The 2,234-nt window shown below is 60.9% G+C and carries 4 protein-coding genes; all 4 read left to right on the top strand.

From position 1 onward, the window contains the following. Window positions 1-30: 30 nt before the first annotated feature. Window positions 31-318, top strand: coding sequence for an acyl carrier protein (locus NEZ08_RS25655; RefSeq protein WP_298113629.1), 288 nt, complete (start codon window positions 31-33; stop codon window positions 316-318). 10 nt (window positions 319-328) lie between these two features. Next, window positions 329-802: a beta-hydroxyacyl-ACP dehydratase gene (locus NEZ08_RS25660; RefSeq protein WP_298113626.1), complete on the top strand. Its 474-nt coding sequence runs from the start codon at window positions 329-331 to the stop codon at window positions 800-802. Further along, the gene (locus NEZ08_RS25665) at window positions 795-1,991 is read left to right on the top strand and encodes a beta-ketoacyl-ACP synthase (RefSeq protein ID WP_298113627.1); all 1,197 of its coding nucleotides are present in this window, start codon (window positions 795-797) and stop codon (window positions 1,989-1,991) included. Before NEZ08_RS25660 ends, NEZ08_RS25665 begins: the two co-directional genes overlap by 8 nt. 15 nt (window positions 1,992-2,006) lie before the next feature. After that, window positions 2,007-2,234: beta-ketoacyl synthase N-terminal-like domain-containing protein (locus NEZ08_RS25670; protein ID WP_298113628.1), on the top strand; the 228-nt coding region annotated here is incomplete at its 3' end.

The raw sequence follows: 2,234 nt of genomic DNA on the forward strand, positions 1-2,234 counted from the left end.
ATTTATCTTCAATCTATCAAAGGCTTAGTGATGTCCTCTACATTCGATCAGGTGGCAACGATTATCGCTGAAACCTGCGACATACCGCGTGACACGATCACGCCGGAGAGCCACGCGATCGACGATCTGGGAATCGACAGCCTCGATTTCCTCGACATCGCCTTTGCCATCGACAAGGCGTTCGGAATCAAGCTGCCGCTGGAGAAGTGGACCCAGGAAGTCAACGACGGCAAGGCGACCACTGAACAATACTTCGTCCTGAAAAACTTGAGCGCTCGGATCGACGAACTGGTCGCTGCCAAGAGCGCCAGCGCCTAGTCGCGCGCCGATGCAGCTGGAATATTTTCATCTCATCGATCGCATCGTCGACCTCAATCTCGACGAGAAGCGAATTGTCGTCGAAGCGCAGGTTCCAAAACAGAGCACAATCTTCGAGGGACACTTTCCCGGCTATCCGCTGATGCCGGGCGTGCTCTTGATCGAATCGATGGCGCAGGCCTCCGGCTGGCTGCTGCTCGGCCTGCTCAAACTCGAGCGCATGCCGATTCTCGCCGCCGTGAAAGACGCCAAGGTGCGCGGTTCGGTGTTCCCGGGTGAACTCATCACCATTGAAGCCGGCCTCGTTCACGAAGGCTCGGGTTATGCATTGACCGAGGCGAAGATCCGTGTCGGCGGCAAGCTGCGTGCGAACGCGACCCTGACCTTTACACTGATCCCCTTCCCCAATTCGGACATGCGCGGTTTCATGAATTCGGTCGCCGAGCGCATCGGATTCCCGCAGCAGGCGATAGCCCATGACTGAGACGAAATCTGCAACAGAAGTCTGGATCACCGGCATCGGCCTTGCGACCTCACTTGGCGAGGGCCTCGAGGCGCATTGGGACGCCCTCAATCAGCATCGCGTCAATGTCGACGAAAAAGGCTTTGCCCCCTGCATCGTGCATCCGCTCGCCCCTCTCAGCTTCGACGCCCAGATTCCGAAGAAGGGCGACCAGCGCCAGATGGAAGCCTGGCAGCGGATCGGCACCTATGCCGCGGGGCTCGCGCTCGAATCGGCAGGCGTGAAGGGCAATGCCGAAATTCTCTCGCGCATGGACATGGTGGTCGCGGCCGGCGGCGGCGAACGCGACCTTGCGGTCGATTCGAATATCCTGAGCCTGGAAGCAAAGGGCAATTCGGCGCCCGGCTTTCTCAACGAGCGGCTGATGAGCGATCTGCGGCCGACCCTGTTTCTGGCCCAGCTCTCCAATCTACTGGCCGGCAATATCGCCATCGTGCACGGCGTCACCGGCTCATCTCGCACCTTCATGGGCGAGGAAGCGGCCGGCGTGGACGCGACGCGGATCGCGCTCGCCCGCATCGCAGCCGGCCAGAGCGACATCGCGCTGATCGGCGGCTCACAAAACGGCGAACGCAAGGATCTGCTCGTTCTTTACGAATTCGGCGGCTTCAATCTCAAGGAAAAGTTCGCACCAGTATGGGGACGCAGCGAACACGGCGGCTTCGCGCTGGGCTCCGGAGGTGCATTCCTGGTGATTGAATCGCGGGCCCACGCCGAAGCACGCGGCGCCAGGCCGTTTGCCCGCCTCGTCAACGTCGTCGCCGACATGGCGCGCCGCAAGCAGGCCGGCGATGTAAAATCCACGCTCGAGAAGCTGTGGACGCAGCTTGGCAAGATCGGCGACAAGGCTGCCATCATCACCGGCGCGACCGGTGCGGAGCCCGCAACATCGGAAGAGATCGCGTTCCTCAAGGCTCATGCAGAGCTCCCGGTGCGCGCAACCGGAACGATGTTCGGCCACACCATGGAAGCGCAATTCCCGCTCGGATTGGCGCTGGCGGCCATGTCGCTCTCGCGCGGCAGGTTGTTTCCGCCGGACGGCCAGTCCGCGATCGAGGTTGAAATGTCGCAAAGCCCGTCCCAGATTGTTGTGATCGGGACGGGACATTGGCGCGGCGAAGGCATGGCGCTGGTCGAAGCAGTCAAGTGAGCTTTGGGGAAAATCATGACAGCGACGCGCGATAAATTCGGCAGGCCGATTGTCGTCGTAACCGGCATGGGCGTCGTCACCTCGCTTGGCGCCGGCAAATCCGACAACTGGAAGAAGCTGACGGCGGGCGAATCCGGCATTCGCACCATTACCCGCTTCCCAACCGAAGGATTGAAGACGACCATGGCCGGCACCGTGGATTTCATTCCGGTCGAGCCGTTTTCATCCACTGACCTTTCCGAG

It is taken from the genome of Bradyrhizobium sp. (assembly GCF_027451485.1).
Taxonomy (GTDB): Bacteria; Pseudomonadota; Alphaproteobacteria; order Rhizobiales; family Xanthobacteraceae; genus Bradyrhizobium.